The organism is Profundibacter sp., from assembly GCF_965277155.1.
Classification (GTDB): domain Bacteria; phylum Pseudomonadota; class Alphaproteobacteria; order Rhodobacterales; family Rhodobacteraceae; genus Profundibacter.
This window is the reverse complement of sequence record NZ_CBDIBV010000010.1, coordinates 582,598-602,728: the sequence shown is the minus strand read 5'-3', so window position 1 is coordinate 602,728 and position 20,131 is coordinate 582,598. Positions and strand designations below refer to the sequence as shown.

Annotated in this window: 21 protein-coding genes and 2 pseudogenes; 10 read left to right on the top strand and 13 right to left on the bottom strand. The window is 57.2% G+C overall.

Annotation, left to right across the window (positions count from 1 at the left end; genetic code table 11):
* Positions 1–80: 80 nt before the first annotated feature.
* A pseudogene (locus ACQY4M_RS10905) lies at positions 81–434 on the top strand (IS1595 family transposase); the annotation flags it as partial.
* A 270-nt stretch (positions 435–704) separates the two neighbouring features.
* Here the strand turns inward: ACQY4M_RS10905 and ACQY4M_RS10900 are convergent.
* The 3 genes from ACQY4M_RS10900 to ACQY4M_RS10890 form a co-directional block, all read right to left on the bottom strand.
* Positions 705–1,837 (bottom strand): IS3 family transposase gene (locus ACQY4M_RS10900; protein WP_428539245.1). Its coding sequence is split into 2 segments (ribosomal slippage): positions 705–1,585 and positions 1,585–1,837, totalling 1,134 coding nucleotides; the frame shifts between segments, so codons are not numbered across the junction.
* A 389-nt stretch (positions 1,838–2,226) separates the two neighbouring features.
* Positions 2,227–2,436, bottom strand: a complete 210-nt coding sequence (locus ACQY4M_RS10895) for a cold-shock protein (protein ID WP_118943197.1) — start codon at positions 2,434–2,436, stop codon at positions 2,227–2,229.
* A 253-nt stretch (positions 2,437–2,689) separates the two neighbouring features.
* Positions 2,690–2,899, bottom strand: coding sequence for a cold-shock protein (locus ACQY4M_RS10890; RefSeq protein WP_118943196.1), 210 nt, complete (start codon positions 2,897–2,899; stop codon positions 2,690–2,692).
* A gap of 217 nt (positions 2,900–3,116) precedes the next feature.
* Here ACQY4M_RS10890 and ACQY4M_RS10885 point away from each other — a divergent pair, with 217 nt between their 5' ends.
* Both ACQY4M_RS10885 and ACQY4M_RS10880 read left to right on the top strand, forming a co-directional pair.
* The gene (locus ACQY4M_RS10885; RefSeq protein ID WP_428543868.1) at positions 3,117–3,455 is read left to right on the top strand and encodes an ArsC/Spx/MgsR family protein; all 339 of its coding nucleotides are present in this window, start codon (positions 3,117–3,119) and stop codon (positions 3,453–3,455) included.
* Positions 3,448–3,822 carry a hypothetical protein gene (locus ACQY4M_RS10880; protein ID WP_428543866.1) on the top strand — a complete coding sequence of 125 codons (375 nt, stop codon included), beginning with the start codon at positions 3,448–3,450 and terminating at the stop codon, positions 3,820–3,822. Before ACQY4M_RS10885 ends, ACQY4M_RS10880 begins: the two co-directional genes overlap by 8 nt.
* 102 nt (positions 3,823–3,924) lie before the next feature.
* Here ACQY4M_RS10880 and ACQY4M_RS10875 read toward each other — a convergent pair whose 3' ends face one another.
* The 6 genes from ACQY4M_RS10875 to ACQY4M_RS10850 all read right to left on the bottom strand — a co-directional run bounded on the left by ACQY4M_RS10875 (position 3,925) and on the right by ACQY4M_RS10850 (position 9,620).
* Positions 3,925–4,464 carry a DoxX family protein gene (locus ACQY4M_RS10875; protein ID WP_428543864.1) on the bottom strand — a complete coding sequence of 180 codons (540 nt, stop codon included), beginning with the start codon at positions 4,462–4,464 and terminating at the stop codon, positions 3,925–3,927.
* Positions 4,465–4,466: 2 nt separating this feature from the next.
* Positions 4,467–5,219 (bottom strand): DNA-binding domain-containing protein, encoded by a 753-nt coding sequence (locus ACQY4M_RS10870; protein ID WP_428543862.1) that lies wholly within the window; start codon positions 5,217–5,219, stop codon positions 4,467–4,469.
* Positions 5,216–6,076: a DUF692 domain-containing protein gene (locus tag ACQY4M_RS10865; protein WP_428543860.1), complete on the bottom strand. Its 861-nt coding sequence runs from the start codon at positions 6,074–6,076 to the stop codon at positions 5,216–5,218. The genes ACQY4M_RS10870 and ACQY4M_RS10865 overlap by 4 nt, the downstream gene beginning before the upstream one ends.
* Positions 6,077–6,156: 80 nt before the next feature.
* The gene (locus ACQY4M_RS10860) at positions 6,157–6,447 is read right to left on the bottom strand and encodes a DUF2282 domain-containing protein (RefSeq protein ID WP_428543858.1); all 291 of its coding nucleotides are present in this window, start codon (positions 6,445–6,447) and stop codon (positions 6,157–6,159) included.
* Positions 6,448–6,654: 207 nt separating this feature from the next.
* On the bottom strand, positions 6,655–8,601 hold the full coding sequence (thrS, locus tag ACQY4M_RS10855) for a threonine--tRNA ligase (RefSeq protein ID WP_428543856.1): 1,947 nt from the start codon (positions 8,599–8,601) through the stop codon (positions 6,655–6,657).
* Positions 8,602–8,789: 188 nt separating this feature from the next.
* Complete coding sequence (locus ACQY4M_RS10850; protein WP_428543854.1) at positions 8,790–9,620, bottom strand: GlxA family transcriptional regulator; 831 nt, start codon at positions 9,618–9,620, stop codon at positions 8,790–8,792.
* Positions 9,621–9,789: 169 nt separating this feature from the next.
* Between ACQY4M_RS10850 and ACQY4M_RS10845 the strand changes: the two genes are divergently transcribed.
* From ACQY4M_RS10845 to ACQY4M_RS10830, 4 genes are all read left to right on the top strand, one after another.
* Positions 9,790–10,344, top strand: a complete 555-nt coding sequence (locus tag ACQY4M_RS10845) for a cysteine hydrolase family protein (RefSeq protein ID WP_428543852.1) — start codon at positions 9,790–9,792, stop codon at positions 10,342–10,344.
* Positions 10,345–10,387: 43 nt separating this feature from the next.
* A complete protein-coding gene (locus ACQY4M_RS10840; RefSeq protein ID WP_428543850.1) occupies positions 10,388–11,140 on the top strand; it encodes an alpha/beta hydrolase in 753 nt (250 codons plus the stop codon).
* Positions 11,141–11,234: 94 nt separating this feature from the next.
* Positions 11,235–11,945, top strand: coding sequence for an alpha/beta fold hydrolase (locus tag ACQY4M_RS10835; protein WP_428543848.1), 711 nt, complete (start codon positions 11,235–11,237; stop codon positions 11,943–11,945).
* A 50-nt stretch (positions 11,946–11,995) separates the two neighbouring features.
* Positions 11,996–12,964, top strand: a complete 969-nt coding sequence (locus ACQY4M_RS10830) for a LysR family transcriptional regulator (RefSeq protein WP_428543846.1) — start codon at positions 11,996–11,998, stop codon at positions 12,962–12,964.
* Here the strand turns inward: ACQY4M_RS10830 and nagA are convergent.
* The 4 genes from nagA to ACQY4M_RS10810 are packed head-to-tail and all read right to left on the bottom strand — an operon-like array spanning position 12,948 to position 16,787.
* Positions 12,948–14,114, bottom strand: a complete 1,167-nt coding sequence (gene nagA / locus ACQY4M_RS10825; RefSeq protein ID WP_428543844.1) for an N-acetylglucosamine-6-phosphate deacetylase — start codon at positions 14,112–14,114, stop codon at positions 12,948–12,950. The genes ACQY4M_RS10830 and nagA overlap by 17 nt on opposite strands.
* Positions 14,111–15,142: an SIS domain-containing protein gene (locus ACQY4M_RS10820; RefSeq protein WP_428543842.1), complete on the bottom strand. Its 1,032-nt coding sequence runs from the start codon at positions 15,140–15,142 to the stop codon at positions 14,111–14,113. The genes nagA and ACQY4M_RS10820 overlap by 4 nt, the downstream gene beginning before the upstream one ends.
* Complete coding sequence (locus tag ACQY4M_RS10815; protein WP_428543840.1) at positions 15,142–15,909, bottom strand: GntR family transcriptional regulator; 768 nt, start codon at positions 15,907–15,909, stop codon at positions 15,142–15,144. Before ACQY4M_RS10815 ends, ACQY4M_RS10820 begins: the two co-directional genes overlap by 1 nt.
* Positions 15,906–16,787 (bottom strand): BadF/BadG/BcrA/BcrD ATPase family protein, encoded by an 882-nt coding sequence (locus tag ACQY4M_RS10810; RefSeq protein WP_428543838.1) that lies wholly within the window; start codon positions 16,785–16,787, stop codon positions 15,906–15,908. The genes ACQY4M_RS10815 and ACQY4M_RS10810 overlap by 4 nt, the downstream gene beginning before the upstream one ends.
* A gap of 159 nt (positions 16,788–16,946) precedes the next feature.
* Between ACQY4M_RS10810 and ACQY4M_RS10805 the strand changes: the two genes are divergently transcribed.
* From ACQY4M_RS10805 to ACQY4M_RS10795, 3 genes and pseudogenes are all read left to right on the top strand, one after another.
* A complete protein-coding gene (locus tag ACQY4M_RS10805; protein ID WP_428543836.1) occupies positions 16,947–17,843 on the top strand; it encodes an N-acetylmuramic acid 6-phosphate etherase in 897 nt (298 codons plus the stop codon).
* A 35-nt stretch (positions 17,844–17,878) separates the two neighbouring features.
* Positions 17,879–19,136 (top strand): annotated as a pseudogene (locus tag ACQY4M_RS10800) (ABC transporter substrate-binding protein).
* Between the two features lie 64 nt (positions 19,137–19,200).
* A complete protein-coding gene (locus tag ACQY4M_RS10795; protein WP_428543834.1) occupies positions 19,201–20,127 on the top strand; it encodes a carbohydrate ABC transporter permease in 927 nt (308 codons plus the stop codon).
* Positions 20,128–20,131 lie beyond the last annotated feature (4 nt).

The window sequence follows — 20,131 nt, the reverse complement described above, 5'->3', positions numbered from 1 at the left end:
TCCGCCGGACCCGCAGGGGCGCAAGGTGGGCGGCCGAAATCTTGCTTCAACCGAAAGCCATGGCCTCATGCAGAGGTCTTACCAAGATCATCCCGGACGCCAAATCCGCCACTCTGATCCCGATCATAGAGCGCAAAGTCGTGCCGGATTCCATCGTCTATTCCGATTGTTGGCGCGGTTATAATGTGCTGGATGTGTCAGACTTCCACCACTTTCGCATCAACCATTCCAAGCTCTTTGCAGACCGTCACAACCACATCAATGGCATCGAGAATTTCTGGAACCAAGCCAAGCGCCACATGCGCCGATTTAACGGTGTCCCCAAGGCCCAATTTGGGCTATATTTGAAGGAATGCGAGTGGCGTTTCAACAACAGTGACCCTTCAGCTCAGTTATTGCAGCTAAGACAATGGGTTAAGCGTTACTTGAAGTAGTTATCTGGGTCAGCCCCATAAAAAGATAATCCCAGCGCTTGTTGAAAATACTAATTTTCCACATATCTATATGTTAACAATAGAAAAAAGGAAAATGAGGATGCAGATCATCTTGCACAACCACGATGCGGTCCACGGGTTTGAGAGCGCGCAGAAATTTTCGGAAGATACCCTAGAAAAGGCTCTAAGGGGTCTATCTGACAAGCTGACAGAGGTGGTCCCACTTTTTTGACCAGTCAGCAGCCAGTTTAAGATGGATCAGGGTTTCATTTAGGCTGCCAAACTCATTGGTTTTGTTTTTCTGTCATAGGCTTCATCCGGGGTCAATATTCCGTGGGTGGAATGCGGGCGCTCGGTGTTGTAGTAAGCCAACCATTTCCCGATCCCGGCGCGGGTCTGCGAACCCGTTTCAAATGCGTTGAGGTAAATGCATTCGTATTTCAAGGATCGCCAAAGCCGCTCGATCATCCGGTTATCGACCCAGCGACCTTTGCCATCCATCGAGATTTTCACGTCGGCTTCTTTCAGCGCCTGCGTCCATTCAAACCCGGTGAACTGGCTGCCCTGGTCGCTGTTCATGATATCGGGCTTGCCGTATTTGGCCATAGCCTCTTTCAGGGCTTCAACGCAAAAATCTGCCTCCATGCTGTTTGACAATCTCCAGCTCAAAACCTTGCGGCTGTGCCAGTCCATGATCGCGACCAAATAGAGGAACCCGCGCTGCATCGGAATGTAGGTGATATCTACGCACCACACATGGTTTGGACGATCAATCGTCAGGTCTCGCAGCAGATACGGGTAGATCTTATGCTGCGGATGTTTCTTGCTCGTGTTGGGCGTCTGGTAGATCGGAACCAACCGCATCAGCCGCATCAAACGGCGGACCCTGTGGCGACCACACTTGTAACCTTGGCGCTGCATGTGCCGGGCCATTTGCCGTGATCCATACCACGGCGTCTGCAAGAATTGCTTGTCGATTATTGTCATGAACCGCAAATTTTCAGCACTTTCGCCTTTTGGCTGGTAATACAGGTTCGAGCGCGCCAGAGAAAGTAGCCCGCATTGTCGTCGCACACTCAGATCATGCTCACGGCTCACCATTTTTTGCCTCGCTTCCCGAGCAACTGTTGCGAGGCGTTGGCTAAAAAATCCCGTTCCACGACCAGCTGACCAATCTTGGAGTGCAGCTTCTCAATCTGGGCTTCATCAACCCGATCAGGATCACGGCCCCGTCTGGAAAATGCCGTGGCCATGTTTTCAATCGCTGCTCGTTTCCATGTGCCAATCTGGGTTGGATGCACACCATACTTCTTCGACAGCTCCGCCATCGTCATTTCCTCGCGGATTGCTTCAAGCGCAACGCGGGCTTTGAATTCGGGAGAATGGTTCTTTCGTTTCGTCATTTTGAATCGTCTTTCTCATAAGTCGATCCACCTTAACAACTGGTCCGAATTTCCGCGACCACCTCTGACACGAGTAGAAGTTTGGATTTCCGATGAAAACGGGAACAAGGGCGGGCCAGATGACAAGCGCTGCACTATGGAGGCTCATCCGAAAGGTAGAAAATCTGTCGGTGTAAAGAATAATGCCGGCGATATCCCCGCGGCCATACGAGGTGCGGCGAACAAGCTGGCAAGTGCTCTGGAGCATGAATTTCACAAAGGTTGATACAAGGTCACTACCGCCTGATTTCAGACCGGTTTCATTGCATATCAGTTTAAAATGAAAACACCCCGCAGCCTTTGGCTGCGGGGTGTTTCAAACTGTAGGTGGGGGTTAGCCCGCCAAAAGCTTAGTCAACCAGCGAAATCGCGCCAGCGGACTGACGGCCGTCACGGCCCTCTTCCAGCTCGAATTCAACTTTCTGGTTGTCAGCAAGGCCGGTCAGACCTGCGCGCTCAACAGCCGAGATGTGTACAAACACGTCTTTGCCGCCTTCGTCAGGTGCGATGAAGCCGAAGCCTTTTGTAGTGTTAAACCATTTTACGGTGCCAGTAGCCATACCCGTATCTCCTTATCAAAACACCGCCCGCGTCGTGCGGCGGCTTGGTGTTGCAGTCTCTTAGCATTCGTCCGGCTGCACTTAGATAAGGTAGCGGGTAGAAAAAGTCTGTCGTCACAGGGGACACATGGGGGTATTCCCCTCAATATACAAGCATTTCTTTTCAATTATCTGTTTATGGCGGGTTTTTGCGCACCAGCAAGGGTGGCCTGCTGGTGCGGGCCACCCCGAAAATTTGTTCGCGCTGTTGTTTCTAGTCGAGCAGTTTCAACTCACCTGCACTGGAGCGCCCGTCGCGCCCTTCGATCATTTCATAACTGATCTTTTGATTGTCAGCGAGGCCGGTCATTCCCGCCGCTTCGACCGCAGAAATATGTACAAATACGTCATTTCCGCCGTCATCGGGCGCGATAAAACCAAACCCTTTTGTTGTGTTGAACCATTTTACGATGCCTGTCGCCATCAATCTTCTCCGTCAATTTAGCCCCCCACCCGCGAAATTACGGACAGGTCGTGCAGCCAGTTCTCCAGTCTTTCAGCCGCACCTGCAAAAGGTGGCGTCGTCAAGAAACCTGTTGTCACGAGTAAAATCGTAGGGTGATTTTGACAAAAGGCAAGAAAAATGCGCTCGCACTCGGCAGTGGTCCGCTTATAGTGCGTGAAAAAATCGCGAGGATAAGATGAAACTGTACGGGTTAAAGAATTGTGACACCTCACGCCGGGCGTTAAAGGCGCTAAAGGCGGCGGGGCACGAAGTGGAGCTGGTGGATGTGCGCAAGGACGTGATTGCCCCCGAGGAACTGGAGCGGTTGTATCTGGTATTCGGGCAGGATTTGCTGAACCGGCGCTCGACCACGTGGCGCAAGCTAAGTGAGGAGGAGCGCAAGGAGGGGGCGGTGGCGTTGATGATCAAACACCCGACCCTGATGAAACGGCCGGTTATTCTGGAAGAGGGTGGATTGCTGACCCTTGGTTGGGGTAAGGATGAGCAAAAGCATTGGGGAGTGAAAAATGCGTAATGCGGCGTTGATGTTGGGTGTGATTGGCGGGATCATAGGTATGATCGTCGGGTTCTTTAGTTATGCCTATACCCAAGCAATTGATATTGTTGGCGAGAAAGCCCCTGAAATATTGGATCAAGGGGTTCTGGAGCAGGTCGACAATGTCGGGCTGATCCGGTTCATGGCGCTTATCGCGCCTTTGCTGGCGATTGCAGGCGGGGCGATGGCGAGATCACGGGCGCAGATTGGCGGCGGGTTGATGCTGATATCTGCTGCGGGGATGTATTACGCGTTTCACTTCAATGCGTTTACGATGTTTCCGATTGCCATGTGCGCGCTGGGCGGGGTGTTGGCGCTTGCGGCGGTGAAGCCTGACGAACACTAGGACCTCTGCCTTAAACCGGTTGCGCCGCCTGACGGCGTCGCCCCGCGCGCCCCTGTCGGGGCGCGATGCCTGCGGCGCGGATATTTAGGCCATTTGGAAGGATCAAGCGGTTCGTTGTAGCAGGCGGTCAAGCGAAAGCGGCCCTGCCCCCCGGATCACAAGGATCATCAGGATGGCGATCCAGAACAGCCGCTGGTCCATGATGGTACCATCCGGGGCGCGGTCGAACCAGGCGCCATATTCCGTGACCATATGGCCGTAGATGTCTGTCAGGCTCTGCAGGATGATAAAACCAATCATGCCAAGGGCCGCAAGGCGGGTAAACAGGCCAATCACGATCAGAAGCGGCAGGATGAATTCGGCCCATGTGCCTGTCAGTGTAACAAGCCACTGGAAGGTGGACATGGCATCGCTATCATAGCCTGCGGCCTCGAATGCGCGGGGATAGATTTGGCCATAGGCGTTGCTGATATCAAAGATGCCAAACAGCCCATCGCCGATTTTCAGGCTGGCGGAATTCCAGAAGTAGATCAGCAATGTGGCGGCAAAGGTGAACCGGGCGAGTGTGGGCAACAGCCACGGGCCAAGTCCGGATTCGAGTTTTCGGAAAATCGAATTGTGCAGTGAAATCAGCGCGTTCATTATTATGTCCCTTCGGATATTTTTTCTATTGCACCGGTGGTTAGCAGCAGGCCCAGTGTTTCGGTCAGATCAAAATTACCAGAGTTTATCGTCGCCTGTTTCAGGGCGCTGCCCAGCGGAGCATTGTCGAGCAGAGCCGCAATGAAGGCACCGGCGCCCGGGGGCAGGGTGGTGACCTGTGGGTCGAATTCCGGGCGGGTGACCAGCACGTCTTCGGCGTGCATTTCGGGTTGGGGTGCATCATCCGAACTGTTGGCATGAAAAATTGACCCTGCAGGCCATTCTGAACGGACCAGATGCACGGAAGGCACCAGATGCAGGTGGATTTTCAGCAGGTCGACAGGGGCGATGGCCTGCAGTTCCGCAGGGTCAAGCGGCGGGGTATCGGCGGCATGGTAGCTGCGACAGAGTGCCAGTTCAATTCGGGCAATATCAGGTAGATAGCCAAGGTGGGCAACGGGCTTGAACCCTTCCAGAAACGCGGGCATTTCGGCGCCGTAAAACATCAGGACGGGGCTGTCAGGTTGGTGCTGGCGCAAGAAAACGCCCGCCATTGCCTTGAAGAATTCGTCACCAACCAGTTTGCGGATGACGGGGAAGGTGACCTCGAGCGCCTCGGACAGGCTGACAGCAACATTGTTGCGGTAGACGGAAAAGCGTTTGCCAGCGGGGGCACCTTCGGGATTGCGCAGGCCTTCGGGGACTGGCAGGTCAGGGTTCAGGATGGCCTGTGCGAATTCGGATTGTCGGCTCATGCGGGGGCCTTTTCCAGAATGTTCGCGGCACGGGCGGCTTCGGCGGCCAGCTCGGGCCATTCGGGCACATTGGCGTCCCATTCAATCAATGAAGGGCGGGGGCCGGTTTTGGACAGCGTATAATCAAACAGCGCCCAGACCGGATCAGCCACCTCGCGCCCGTGACTGTCGATCAGTAGCGGTGCGCCGACATCATCGGTATCCTGATCATGGCCGCCAAGGTGAAATTCTCCGACATGGTCCAGCGGGAAGGCATCGATATAATCAATAGCGCCGGTTTTCTGGTTGGTGGCGGAAATAAAGACGTTGTTGATATCCAACAGCAGGCCACAACCGGTGCGCGCGACCACTTCGGCCAGAAAATCGGTTTCGGAATAGGTAGATTCGGCAAAGGCCAGATAGGACGAGGGGTTTTCCAGTAGCATTTTGCGGCCCAACACGTCCTGCACCTGCGCCACATGATCGGCCACGCGGGTCACGGTTTCTTCGGTATAGGGCAAGGCGATCAGATCGTTCAGGTAGAACCCTTCGTGGGTGGACCATGCCAGATGTTCGGAAAAGCTGGCCGGATTCAGCCAATCGCAAAGATGTTTCAGGCGCTTCAGGTGATCGGTATCCAGCGGGTCGGATCCGCCGATTGACAGGCCAACACCATGCACCGATATGGGGAAGCGTTCGGTCAGGTGGCGCAGTTGGGCAATCGGGCGGCCACCATCGCCCATATAGTTCTCGGCGTGGATTTCCAGCCATTCAACAGGCGTTGGATCCTCCATAATCTCGGCGAAATGTTGGGGTTTATAACCTACACCGGGGGCATTGGGCAGGATTTGGGGCGGTGTGCCTGTCGTATCGAGCATGAAGTGGCCCTGACTTGAATTTAAATTCCGGATGTAAAAAGGGCGCCTTCGCATGTACTGCAAAGGCGCCTTTGGTCGGTTTAGGACGGGACGTCGCGGTCCAGCGCTTCGAGCGAACCCATGCGGCCTTCGGGCAGTTCGATCGAGGCACATGTACCGGCGGGAACCAGCGAAAACGCATTGCCCTGATAATCGACTTTCGAAGTGCCAGCGCATGTTGTGCCTGCGCCTGCTTTGCAATCATTCTGGCCAGCCAGCGCAACACCATAGCATTTTTCCTTGGCTCCGGCGGCGGCGGGGGTAGTCGATTGGGCGGTCAGGGCAGCCGCGATAGCACCGGCAACAGCGAGGGATTTTAGATGGTATGACATGTAGAACTTCCTTTGTTACGTTTCCATTTGATCGCATGTTCATGTAGGCGATGTGGAAACGCTAACGAAAAGCAGTGCACACGGGCCACTCACATCGGCGTGTGTCACGGGTGCGTTATGAAATGTCAGGGGTTTTGGGCGGAAAACGCCGGTTTTTACCCTCCTGCGCTGGAATGTTACAGTGCAGGAAGGCGAATTGTTACAGTTCTAGGCCAGATCGGGCGCTTTGGCTTCTTGCGACAGGCTGCTGACGGCATCTTCCAGTGAAATGACCTTTGTCTGCTTTTCACCAAGGCGGCGGACGGAAACGGTGTGTTCCTCGACCTCGCGATTGCCGATTGCAAGAATGGCAGGGACTTTGCCAAGCGAATGTTCGCGAACCTTGTAGTTGATCTTTTCATTTCGGGTATCGGCCTCGGCACGCACACCGGCGGCTTTCAGCGTGGCGACGACTTCATGCACATAGTCATCTGCATCCGAAATGATCGAGGCCACAACCACCTGACGCGGGGCCAGCCAGAAGGGCAGTTTACCAGCATGGCTTTCGATCAGGATACCGATGAACCGCTCGAAACTGCCCAGCGTGGCGCGGTGTAGCATGACGGGGCGGTGTTTTGCACCGTCCTCGCCGATATAGGTGGCATCCAGCCGTTCGGGCAGCACGAAATCCACCTGAAGCGTGCCGCATTGCCAGTCACGACCAATTGCGTCGGTCAGCACGAATTCCAGTTTCGGGCCGTAAAACGCGCCTTCGCCCGGGTTTAGGGTGTATTCGGAACCGGCCGCATTGGTGGCGGCGATCAGCGCGGCTTCGGCTTTGTCCCATACCTCGTCCGAGCCGGCGCGGGTTTCGGGGCGGTCGGAAAACTTGACACTGAATTCTTCAAAGCCGAGGTCTTTGTAGATCAGCGACAGGAAATCGATGAAGCGCTTGGTTTCTTCTTCGATCTGGGCTTCGGTGCAGAAAATATGCGCGTCATCCTGCACAAACCCGCGCACCCGCATGATGCCGTGCAGCGCGCCGGATGGCTCGTACCGGTTGCACGATCCGAATTCGGCCATGCGCAGCGGCAGGTCGCGATAGGATTTCAGGCCCTGATTGAAGATTTGCACGTGGCAGGGACAGTTCATCGGTTTAAGCGCGTTCACCGATTTTTCACGGGCGTGTTCCTCGTCCACTTCGACGATGAACATATGTTCCTGATATTTTTCCCAGTGGCCCGAGGCCTCCCACAATTTACGGTCCACCACTTGCGGGGTGTTCACCTCGACATAGCCCGCCCCGTTCTGGCGGCGGCGCATGTAGTCTTGAAGTTCAGTGTAGATACGCCAGCCATTCGGGTGCCAGAAAATCTGGCCTGGCGCTTCTTCCTGCATGTGGAACAGGTCCATTTCACGACCCAGTTTGCGGTGGTCCCGCTTGGCGGCCTCTTCCAGCATGTGCAGGTGTTTTTTCAGATCGTTCTTGTTCTGGAAACCCACGCCGTAAATCCGCTGCAACATGGCGCGGTCGGAATCGCCGCGCCAATAGGCACCGGCAATCGACATCAGTTTGAAGGCATCTGCCGGCACCTGTCCGGTGTTTTGCAGATGCGGGCCGCGGCACAGGTCCTGCCAATTGCCGTGCCAATACATGCGCAAAGGCTCGTCACCCGGAATGGCGTCGATCAGTTCCACCTTATAAGGCTCGTTATTGTCCTTGTAGAATTGCACCGCGCGCTCACGCTCCCAGATTTCTGTGCGCACCTCGTCGCGTTTGTTGATGATTTCCTTCATCTTCTTTTCGATCAGGGCAAGGTCTTCGGGCACAAAGGGTTCTTCGCGGTCAAAGTCGTAATACCAACCATCCTTGATCACAGGGCCGATGGTGACTTTGGTGTCGGGCCAGATTTCCTGCACTGCGCGGGCCATGATGTGGGCACAGTCATGGCGGATCAGTTCCAGCGCCGGTTCGGCGTCCTTCATGGTGTTGATGGCGATTTGGGCATCTTCAGTGATGGGCCACTGCAAATCCCAGTGCTGGCCGTTCACCGTGGCAGAAATGGCTTTTTTGCGCAGGGAATTGGAAATACCGGCGGCGATTTCGGCGGGTGTGATACCGGCGGGAAATTCGCGTTTATTGCCATCGGGGAAGGTGAGTTGGATCTGGGCCATGGTCTGGCGCTCCTCGTCGGTTTGGCGCCTACCAAGCGCCCGGTTGCGGGTATGGTTCGACGGTGTGTTTCGCGCTAATGGGCGGGGATGTCAACAAAAAGGAGTTGCTGCGCAACGCTTTATATCTCGGCCCCGCGAAGGGGCCTCGGGTTTGCCTGCGGCGCGGATATTTTCGGAACGGTAAGGGATCAGCGTTTCAGGCGTTGGCGATATTGGGACGGGGACAGGCCGGTGTGGCGTTTGAACAGTTTGCGAAAGGCATTGGCGTTTTCATAGCCGACGGAATAGGCGATCTGGTCGATCGGGGCGGGGGTGCTTTCCAGCGCACGCTGTGCGGACTGGATGCGCAGGTGTTGCACATAGGTGAGCGGTGTCAAACCGGTGGCGCGCTCGAACCGGCGCAGGAAGGTGCGTTCGGTCAGGGCGACGGTTTTGGCCAGTTCGGCAATGCGGATTGGCGCGGCAAAGGTGCGTTCGATCAGGAACTGGGCCTGCTCGATCTGGCGGTCGCCGTGGTTCATTGGCGGGTTAAAGGCGCGGTAGGGGCGTTGATCGCGGCGTCCTGTGTCGGTGACAAAATGGCGCCCGACCTCGCGCATGATGGCGGGGCCAGAGAAATGCGCGATTAGTTCCAGCGCAAGGTCTATCCACGATAGCAGACCGCCTGCCGTTATGATCCGACCGTCGCGGATCAGGATTTCGCCGGTGTCGACTTTGGCCTTTGGGAACTGCGATTGCAGCTTGTGTTCCAATGCCCAGTGGGTGGTGACGTTGCGCCCGTCCAGCAGGCCCGCCGCGCCAAGGTAAAAGGCACCAGCGCAGGTGGACGCGATCAGGCAGGTGTCGGGCAGTGTGCGGAGCCAGTGGATCAGGTTTTGCGGTGGGGTCAGGTAGGCGTCATTGCCAAAGGCGGGCGGCAGGATGACCGCGTCGGGGCTGGTTTTGGGCGGCGCACCGGTGGTCAGGGTGATGTATGGCAGGCCGTCACGTTGGTGCAGCCGCGCGGTGTAGGTGAACATTTCCTGCAGGCCCGCAACAGCGGCAAGGGATGCTGCCGGGGTAATCGAGCAAGGCAAGGTTGGGCATGGGTTGTCCTAAATGGCGCGGTTTATGTCAGATTTGACACTAACGGGGAATCGTCCGGCAGGGCAAGCATGGGGGCAGGCAGATATGAAAAGGAGCGAAAAGATGCAGGCCTTGTTGATAGTGGATTTTCAGAATGACTACTTTGACGGCGGGAAATTTCCGCTGGTCGGGATAGATGCGGCGGCAGAAAATGCGGCGCGGGTATTGGCGGTGTTTCGGGCGCAGGGATTGCCGGTGATCCACATCCGCCACGAGATTTTGCGCGAACCAGCACCGTTCTTTGCACCGGATAGCGAGGGGGCCGAGATACATGAAATCGTTGCGCCGGAAAGTGGCGAGGCGGTGATCACCAAGAACTTCCCCAACAGTTTTCGTGAAACGGATTTGCAGGACCGTTTGCAGGCACTGGGCACAAGCGATCTGGTGATCATCGGCGCGATGAGCCATTTTTGCATTGATGCAACCACACGGGCGGCGGCAGATTTGGGGTATCGCTGCACTGTGGCCCATGATGCCTGTGCCACCCGCGATCTGGAATTTGACGGGGTTTCAGTGCCTGCCGCGCAGGTCCATGCCGGATTTATGGCTGCTTTGGCCGCCGGTTATGGCGCGTTATTGCCGACAGATCAGGTGATTGCCGGATTGCAGGGAGAATAGCTGCGCGTTATGCTTCTGTTTAGGAATTAACGGGGGCAAAGCGATGACAGAGCCAAGTTATCTGGATTGTGAAAACGGGCGGCGGATTGCCTATCATCAAACGGCTGGGTCTGGCCCCGGTGTGGTGTTTCTGGGCGGGTTCAAATCCGACATGGAAGGCACCAAAGCGATCTACCTACAGGATTGGGCCAAGGCACAGGGGCGGGTATTTCTGCGGCTGGATTATTCGGGGCACGGGCAGTCATCCGGCGTGTTCGAAGAAGGGTGCATTGGTGATTGGGCCGAGGATGCGCGCGCGGTAATCGAGGCGCGCTGCAAGGGGCCGCAGGTTTTGGTCGGTTCCAGCATGGGAGGTTGGATAAGTGCCATTCTGGCCCGTGAAATACCACAAAAAATTGCCGGAATTGTTGGAATTGCAGCAGCGCCGGATTTTACCGAGGACAGCATGTGGGGTGATTTCAGCACCGCACAGCGGGCGGAATTGATTGGAGACGGGCAGGTGGCGTTGCCCTCGGAGTATGGTGAACCTTATATCATTACCCGTAAACTGATCGATGACGGCCGCGAGCATCTGGTGTTGCGCGGCCCGCTGGATTTCCCGTTTCCGGTGCGCCTGTTGCAAGGGACGGCGGACGCGGATGTGGACCTGTCGGTGGCGTTGCGCCTGCTGGATCATGCAACGGGTGATGATATCCGTCTGACATTGGTCAAAGGGGCGGATCATCGGTTTTCGACGCCCGAATGTCTGACCCTGATTAGGGAAAGCGTTGAACAGGTGATCGCGGCATCCAGTTAGGCAGAAAACCGCGCTTTTGGCATTGGTTCCCCTATAGGCAAACGCGCGGCAATCGCCTATCGTGCCCTCAAAACAATAAATCGAGCGAGAGACCATGGCCGAACCCCTGCTTTTGATCCCCGGAATGATGTGCGATGCGCGAATATATGCGCCTCAGCTGACCGAATTTTCGCGCGAGCGGCCGGTGCATATCGCCTGTTTGCAAAAATGTGAAACGATCGAGGAAATGGCGCAGGCGGTATTGGCAACCGCGCCAGAGCATTTCGCACTGGCGGGGCATTCGATGGGCGGGATCGTGGCGATGGAGGTGGTGCGGCGGGCACCGGAACGGGTGACGCGGGTGGCTCTGATGAGCACCAATTCACAAGCCGAACCACCCTCGATCGCGGCGGAACGCGAGCCGCAGATCGTTGGCGTGATGGCTGGGCGGCTGGACGAGGTGATGCAGGATGTGATGCGTCCCGAATATCTGGCCGAAGCTCCGCGGCGTGGGGATATTCTGGCGCTGGTACGCAATATGGCGCTGGCGGTAGGGGAAGGCGAATTCGTGCGCCAGTCGCGCGCCTTGCAGCGTCGACCCGACCAGCAGAAAACCCTGCGCAAGATACGGATGCCTGCGCTGGTGCTTTGCGGGGCAGAAGATACGTTAACACTGCCACGCCGTCACGAATTCATGTCGGAACTGATCCCCTATGGAACTTTGCGGATCATCGAGGGTGCGGGGCATATCCCGACGCTGGAAGCCGCAGAGGCCACCAATGCGGCACTGCATGAATGGCTGGATGCGCCGCTGGTGTTGCGCTGAGGGTTGCAAGCGCCTAGGCTGGCATCATTAACAGGGGATAATAACCAATTATGGTTGCCACCACAGGCCGCATAACCCTTTGGGGAATAGAGGTTTTCATCGCCACGGCGGATGAAGGATCAATCTCGGCTGCGGCACGGCGGCTCGAGGCAAGCCCATCAGCTGTCAGCCAGCAATTGACCAATCTGGAAACCGCACTGGGTGCCACATTGCTGAACCGCAACGCCCGCCCTGTGTCACTAACCCCCTCGGGCGAGATTTTCCGCAAACGGGCGCAAGTGATCCTGGACGAGGCCTTGCAGGCGCAGGCCGAATTGGCGATGCCGGATATGTCGGCGCTAACGCGGTTTAGGCTGGGGATGATCGAGGATTTCGACGCCGATGTCACCCCGCGCCTTCTGGCGGATATGGCGGTGGAATTGCATGGCTGCCAGTTTCTGCTGGAAACCGGCGCCAGTCACCGGTTGTTCGACCTGCTGGACAGCCGCGCGCTGGATGTGGTTGTGGCGGCCGATATGGGGGCCACTGCGGACGGGATGGAGGTGCATCCGTTGCTGGTGGAACCCTTTGTCGCCGCGGTGCCCAAGGGGATGATCGACATGGGCGGGGATGTGTTGGCGCAGCTGAAATCTTTGCCGCTGATCCAGTATACCCAACGTCACCACATGGGCCGCCAGATTGCAGCACATCTGGTGCGGCAGAACTTGAAACTGGCGCAGCGTTTCGAGCTGGACAGCTATCACGCGATTATGGCGATGGTGGCGGCGCAGGCAGGATGGACGATCCTGACGCCTCTGGGATATTTGCGGGCGAGGCGGTTCCATGATGCGGTGGAGATGATCGAACTGCCGTTTGATCCGCTGACCCGCAGCATTTCGCTGACCGCGCGTCGGGATGTGTTGCAGGATATGCCACAGGATGTGGCCGCGCGGCTGCGTTCACTGTTGCAGGAAATGATTGTCGATCCGGCCATCAAGGCACTGCCGTGGATTGCGCGCGACCTTAAGGTTTTGAAATAACGTCTGAAATCGGCGTTCCGTTTTGCCAGACAGCGGTTAGGTACAGGTCATCATCCAGATGGACGAAATTGGCAACACCATCGGAAACCAGTTGGCCGACTTGCGTGTTTTGCAGCATCTTCGCAGGCTTAGAGGTGGCCATTTTCAAGGCTTCATCCGGTGACACGCCGACTTTGGATGTCATGAACCGCAAGGCTGTCGGTATATTCAGATCGGCCCCCGCTAATGTGCCATCTGCCAGAGTCAACCGCCCGTTACGCCGGTATATCGTGCGCCCATCCAGAGTGAATTCCGTGATGTCCGAGCCAACGGTGGACATGGCGTCGGTCACCAGAAACACCGCTGCCGGCCCTTGTTTGGCGGCCAAAGCAGTGCGGATACTGGCGGGACAAACATGGATACCGTCGGCAATTAGGCCAGCGTGCAGGGTCGGGGTGTCCAGCGCGGCACCGACCAGACCGGGTTCGCGGCCGGTAAACTGGCTCATCGCGTTGAACAGATGCGTGGCGCAGGTGGCCCCGTGGGCGGCGGCGGTTTTGCAATCGTCATAAGGCGCATCACTATGGCCAAGCGAGATGAGCACGCCTGCATCGGTCAGGGTTGCGATCTGTTCGGGCGTTACGTTTTCGGGCGCGACCGTTACCAGCAGGATCGGCAAGCGTTTCACAGCATCCAGCAGCAGGTCCACATCCGCCGGCTCCATTTTGCGGATCAGGTCGGGGTTGTGCGCCCCTTTGCGGGCGATCGACAGATGCGGGCCTTCGATGTGCAACCCGATGATACCGGGGACATTGGCTGCAATGGCCTGTTCCACGGCGTCAATCGCGGCGCTGACATGTTCGGGCGTGTCGGTGATCAGGGTTGGCAAAAGCGAAGTGGTGCCGCAACGGGCATGTGCCTGTGCGATGGTGCGCAGGGTATCGACCCATTGGGCGTCATTGAACAACACCCCGCCGCCACCGTTCACTTGCAGATCGACAAAACCCGGGGCGATGGTGCCGCTGGGAAGGGGGTGGATTTCGGCATTTGCGGGAATGTCCCCTTCCAGAACAACACCGGCTATGCGGCTCCCGTCTACCAAAAGGGCGGAATTCCTGTGGCGGATATGGCCGTCGAAAACGTCGGCACCGGTATAGGCGGTCAGGGTCATCGGGTTTCGGTCACTTTTTTCAGGTGGCGCGGGGTGTCGGGGTTGATCCCGCGCGCGGTGGCAAGGCGTTCAACCATCGCATAAAACGAGGTGATCAGCGAAATAGGGTCGGTCAGCGGATGGTCGGTGCGGATGTGTTCCAGCCGTTCGGCGGTTTTGCATTTGCCCGAGGTCACGAACACCTTTGCCCCTTTGGCGGCGATGGCGTCGGCCACTTCGGTCAGGGCGTCTTCGGCGGCATCCGCAGCCGTAAGTCCCAACACAGGAAAATCTGCACCGACGATGGACACAGGGCCGTGCAGCACTTCGGCCGAGGAATAGGATTCGGCGTGGATCTGGCAGGTTTCCTTGAATTTCAGCGCCGCTTCGTTCGACATGGCCCATGAGGGCCCGCGCCCAAGGGTGAAGATCGAGGAATGACCATCCAGAGCATCGCGCAGGTTGGGCCAGTGGGTTTGACAGGCCGCCGCCAGTTGGTCGGGCAGGGCGTGGATGGCAGCGGTTAGTTCAACGTCGCCTTTCCAGCGGGCCAGCAATAACAAAGCAGCCACGGCGGAATTGACGAAAGTTTTGGTGGCCGCCACGCTCAACTCCGGTCCGGCGTGGATGTCGATGGTGTGCAGGCTGGCCTTGGTTAGTGGCGAGACCGGATCATTGGTGATGGCCAGTGTCAGCGCCCCCTGATCCGTGGCCGATTGGGCCATCGCCACGATATCGGGGCTTTTGCCCGATTGCGAGATCGAGATGCAGCCAGCGCCTTTGAGTTTCAGCGGCGCATCATAGATCGAGGCGATGGACGGCCCGATGGATGCCACCGGCACCCCCAGCAACAATTCGCTGGCGTATTTCAGATAGGTCGCCACATGGTCGGACGATCCGCGCGCGACCGTGGCCAGAAAGGCGGGGTTGGTTTGGCGCAGAGTGTCGGCGGCGGCATCAATCGTGCCCAGATCGCGAGTCAGCAGGCGGTCTACCGCATCGGGGATTTCCAGCACCTCGCGGCGCATTTTGCTCATGGTATCTTGCATCAGGTGCCCTTGCTGTTTGACAGGCGCAGTTCGGCCACGAAATCATAGGCATCGCTGCGATAGATGGACCGGGTGAATTCGACAACGCGCCCTTCGGGCAGATATGAGGTGCGCTCGATCTTCAATCCGGCGGTGTGGGGTTCGACATCCAGCAGATCGGCGTCGCGGTCATCCAGATTGATCGCGGTGATTTTCTGGATCGCGCGCACGGGCCGGTGACCGCTGGCGTCCAGCGCGGCATAAAGGGACTCCTGCACCAGTGTCGGATTGGGCAGAATATCGACGGGCAAGGATGCCCGTTCAATCGCCATCGGCCGTTCATTGGCCATGCGCAGGCGGGCAAGGCGGGAAACGGAATCGCCCGCGCTCAGCCCCAGTGCGACCACCTCTTCGGGCGAGGGCAGGAACAGCCCGCGTTCCAGCCACAGGGCTTTGGTCTCCATCCCGCGGCGCGCCATGTCTTCGGTGAAAGATGTCAGTTGTGACAGCGATTGTTCCACCCGTGGCGGGCGCGAGGCAACGAAAGACCCTGACCCGTGCCGTTGCACCACCGCGCCGTCATCGGCCAGCGCCTGAATGGCCTTGCGCACGGTGACGCGCGAAAGGTCGGTTAGTGCCGCGATTTCGCGCTCAGAGGGCAGGGGGGTGTCGGGTTGCAGCAAACCGCTGTCGATCGCCTGATCCAGACGGCGGCGCAATTGCAGGTATCGCGGGCCGGAGGCCGGAGCCAGCCAGTTTTCCGGCTTCAGGAATTCGTCCATCTTCATGGCGCATCCCCCATCCGGGACGCCAGCAGCAAGGCGCCATCAAGGGCTGTGCCTTTGGGCCACACGACCTGCGCGGCAAAGGACGCGGGCAGGAAATTTGTATAATGCGGTCCCAGCCCGCCGGTCAGGCACAGGGGTTCGTCCGGCTTATAGCCAAGCGTGTTCAGCGCCTTCACGATGTAATCCGCCCCTTCGCGCATCATGGCTGTGGCGGTCGGATCACCCTTGTTGGCAGCCTTAACCACCAGCGGGGCCAGTTCACCGAATTCGGCAGGCGTGGCCGCGTTGCTGAATTCGTAAATTGCGTAGGGGTCATCGTCATACCGCGCTAGCGTTTCGCGGGTCAGATCACTGTGGGCCTCGATCCCTTCGGTGCACAGGATCACCCGTTCCAGCAACCTGTTTCCCAGCCACGCACCCGAGGCCTGATCGCCCAGCCGGAACCCCCAACCGCCAAGGTAGCCGGTTTTGCCCCCCTTGCTGCGGGCGACAAAGGATCCGGTGCCGATTGCGGCAACGGCACCATCCCCGCCAGCCAGTGCGCCTGTGACGGTGGTGGCGCGGTCCTCGACCACTTTGGCCTGTGCAAATGGCAGGATTTCGGCAATAAATTCAGCGTCCGTTTCATTGCGGATGCCCGCCAGGCCGACATAGGCGCGGGCGGAGTTTATCGCTGCCTGATCCAGCCCTGCATCCAGGCGGGCGGCGTCAATCGCGGCCAGGATATTATCGCGGGCCTCTTGCGGGGTATAGGTCGGATTGGCGGGGCCACCCTTGGCCGATCCAAGGATATTGCGATCCGCATCGGCAATCGCCACGCGGCACCCCGTGCCGCCGCCATCGATTCCCACAAGAATGGTTCTGTTTTGGTCAGACATATAATACCTTTATAATACCTCTTATGAAAAGGGAAGGCCATAAAATGGGCTATATGCGCTAATTATTAGAGGTAGGGCGTAATTTAGCGCAAAATCATTAGGGATAGACAAAAGGTATTAAAAAGGTATTATTTGGAAAAGAATCCTTGGGGGAATCATATGGCGTTGCCAAAAACCGAAGCTGTTTCAACAGAGTTTACCGGCATTGATACCATGCCGGAAGCGGCTGTTCTGGCGCGGGTTCTGGCGGGGCAACAGGCTGCCATTGCAGCGGTGGAATCTGCAATGGTTCCGATTTCGGCGGCGGCGGATATGATGGCCGATGCGCTGCGCGGTGACGGGCGGCTGGTCTATGCGGCGGCCGGTTCCTCGGCGTTGATGGCGATTGCTGACGGGTTGGAACTGGGCGGGACATTCGGCATTGCGCCCGACCGTATCCGCCTGTTGATGGCGGGCGGGTTGCCGGTGGACGCCGCAATGCCCGGTCATACCGAGGATGATGTTTGCGAAGCTGAACAAGCCGCAAAAGATATCCGGCGCGGCGATGTGGTGATTGCGGTGACAGCCAGCGGCAGCACACCTTACCCCTGCACCATTTCCGAACTGGCCCAAAAGGCGGGCGCGCGCACTATCGGTATAGCTAACAATGCAGACGCGCCTTTGTTCACAACATCGGATATTGCCATATATCTGCCCACCCCGCCCGAAGTGATTGGCGGCTCGACCCGGCTGGGCGCGGCCACGGCGCAAAAGGCGGCGTTGAACATGATGTCCACCCTGATGGGAATCAAACTGGGCCATGTGCATGACGGCATGATGGTGAACCTGCTGGCCGACAATGCCAAATTGCGCAAACGCGCGGCGGGGATGGTTTCTGCCATTGCCGGTGTGGGCGAAACGCAGGCAGCGGCGTGTTTGCAAGCCAGCAGCGGGGCGGTGAAACCGGCTGTGCTGTTGGCGGCGGGTGTGGATGGGCTGGAGCAGGCAAACGCAATGCTGGAAACCGCACAGGGCAACCTGCGGGCGGCCCTGAAGGCCTGTGGATTTTACGAATGACGACGCGAAACAATATTAACCAAGGGAGAAAACCAATGAAAATGAAACTAGGTCTGGCGCTGATGGCGACCACTATTCTGGGCTCGGCATTTGCTGCCACAGCCGAGGACGTGACGATCTCGATTGAAAGCTGGCGTTCCGAGGATCTGTCGATCTGGCAGGACAAAATTATACCGGCATTCGAAGCCTCGCACCCTGGCATTAAGGTGAAATTCACTCCCACAGCCCCGGGCGAATATAACGCTGCTCTGAACAGCAAACTGGAAGGTGGCGTTGCTGACGATCTGATCACATGCCGCCCGTTTGACCAATCATTGGGGATTTATGAAAAAGGCCAGTTGGCTGATCTGACCGATCTGGATGCGATGACAAACTTTGCCGATGTTGCCAAATCGGCCTAGAGCACGGATGACGGCGCGCACACATTCTGTGTGCCCATGGCATCGGTAATTCACGGGTTTATCTATAACAAGGATGCCTTCAAGGAACTGGGCCTGTCTGTTCCCCAAACCGAAGAAGAATTCTTTGCCGTGCTGGACAAGATCAAGGCAGATGGCACCTATATTCCGATGGCAATGGGCACCCATGATGAATGGGAAGCCAATACAATGGGATAATAATATCGGTCCAAACTATTGGAAAGGCGAAGAGGGCCGTCTGGCGTTGATCAAAGGCACCCAGAAACTGACAGACAAAGACTGGGTTGATCCGTTCCGTTCACTGGCCAAATGGGGTGCCTACCTGGGGGATGGTTTTGAAGCCCAGACCTACCCGGACAGTCAAAACCTGTTCACCCTTGGCCGCGCGGCGATCTATCCTGCCGGGTCTTGGGAAATCAGCGGCTTTAACACGCAGGCCGATTTTGAAATGGGTGCTTTCAAGCCACCAGTTCCGGTTGCCGGTCAGGATTGCTATATCTCGGATCACACCGACATCGGCATGGGCATGAATGCCGCTTCCAAGCACCCGGAAGAAACCAAAGCCTTCCTGAACTGGGTTGGGTCGCCTGAATTCGCATCGCTCTATTCCAACGCGCTTCCGGGCTTCTTCTCGCTCTCGAACGAGCCGGTTACACTGGAAGACCCACTGGCACAGGAATTTGTAAGCTGGCGCAAGGATTGTCATTCGACCATCCGCCCGACGTACCAGATCCTGTCGCGCGGAACACCTAATCTGGAAACAGAAATGGGCAATGCCTCGGCAAATGTGATCAAAGGCACCGAAACGCCCGAGGCCGCTGCAGAACGTCTGCAAAAAGGTCTGGCCAGCTGGTATGCACCACAGCAAAACTAGGCCGGTTTAACTGACCAAGGCTCCGGCCGGCGCAGATCGGCCGGAGCATCCACAGGGGAACATCATGCAAGACGTAAAACCAAAGCCACGGTTCAAGTGGCATATCGTTGTATTCCTGGCACCCGCAGTGCTGATTTACACCGCCATTATGATCATCCCCATTTTCAACACCTTGCGCATGTCGCTGTTCACGGATGTGGACAACACACAGGTTTTTGTCGGATGGCAGAATTTCAACACCCTGTTTGGTGATGAACGCTGGGCCGACCATTTCTGGAATGCGCTAAAGAACAATTCATGGTTTTTCATGATTCACATGCTGGTGCAAAATCCGGTTGGCATTCTGCTGGCGGCGATCCTGTCCTCGCCCAAACTGCGCTTTGCCGCCGCTTATCGAACCGTGGTGATTGTTCCGGCCATCCTGTCCTTTGTGATTGTCGGCTTTGCCTGGAAACTGATCCTGTCGCCGCTTTGGGGCATCGCCCCTTGGCTGCTGGACAGCGTCGGGCTGAAAAGCCTGTTCCACCCGTGGCTGGGCAAAGAAGAATACGCCCTGACCACCCTGTCACTGATTTCTGTCTGGCAGTTTATCGGCATCCCGATGTTGCTGATTTACGCCGCCCTGCTGTCGATCCCCGAAGAGGTGCTGGAAGCGGGCGAATGTGACGGGCTGACGGGTTTTTCTGCCTTCTGGAAGATCAAACTGCCGCTGATCCTGCCCAGCATCGGAATTATTTCGATCCTGACATTCGTTGGTAATTTCAACGCTTTCGATCTGATCTATGCCGCGCAAGGGGCGTTGGCCGGGCCGAATTATTCCACCGATATTCTGGGCACTTTCATGTATCGCACTTTCTTTGGCAACCAGTTGCAGTTGGGGGATGTCAACATGGGGGCAACCATTGCCAGCGCCATGTTCGGTATCATTCTGGTCGGGGTTTGCCTGTATCTTTTCGCCATCCAGCGCCGCTTGCGCCGGTATCAGTTCTAGGGGG